Origin of the sequence: Photorhabdus namnaonensis, from assembly GCF_001684335.1 — a bacterium.
Lineage (GTDB): Bacteria > Pseudomonadota > Gammaproteobacteria > Enterobacterales > Enterobacteriaceae > Photorhabdus > Photorhabdus namnaonensis.
Window position 1 is genome coordinate 828 of sequence record NZ_LOIC01000028.1, and the last position, 680, is coordinate 1,507.

Sequence of the window (680 nt, forward strand, 5' to 3'; positions counted from 1 at the left end):
GCGCACTTACCACGCCAGCAATCTCCCGCCAGGGGACCTGCCGGGCAGCAAAACCCAGATGACCTTCCGTTCCAAAACCCATAAAGGGGAAGGCTATAACGAGCTGCGCTTCGAGGACGCCAAAGGCAGTGAAGAACTGGCGCTGCACGCCCAGCGGGACATGAACACCGTGGTACTCAATAACCGCGAAACCCGGGTCATGAACAACCATACCGAAAGCATCGGCCATAATCAGATGCTTTCGGTCAGAAACGACCGCCACAAAGAGGTGACCGGCAATGAAGTCAGCGCTATCACCGGCCTGCGTCAAATCACGGTCGAAAAAGACAGCCTGCTGAATGTCAAAAATAACATCCAGATACATTCCCAGGCGGGGGGTATCGAAATTGCGACGGCCGGCGGCAGCATCACCATCGACAATGCCGGCAATATCAGCATTCAGGGGGCCAATATCACTATCAATGGCAAACAGGTCAATGTGAACTGACCGCGACTGACTATCAACTTAATTTTAATCAACAACGGAAAAAGCATGGAAAACACAACCTATCAAATGAATGAAGGCACACTGACTATCCCGGGCAACTGGCGGGATGAATCCATGAATGTCTTCGTGCTGCCGGACGACAGCGGCATCAATCTGGTGGTCAGCCGCACCCCGGTCCCCGCCGGCATGGATA

2 protein-coding genes are annotated in these 680 nt (G+C 53.7%); both read left to right on the top strand.

What is annotated here, in order from left to right; all coding sequences use genetic code 11:
* Positions 1-487: bacteriophage T4 gp5 trimerization domain-containing protein (locus tag Phpb_RS26580; RefSeq protein ID WP_420848331.1), on the top strand; the 487-nt coding region annotated here is incomplete at its 5' end.
* A 45-nt stretch (positions 488-532) separates the two neighbouring features.
* Positions 533-680: DcrB-related protein (locus Phpb_RS27510; protein ID WP_420848332.1), on the top strand; the 148-nt coding region annotated here is incomplete at its 3' end.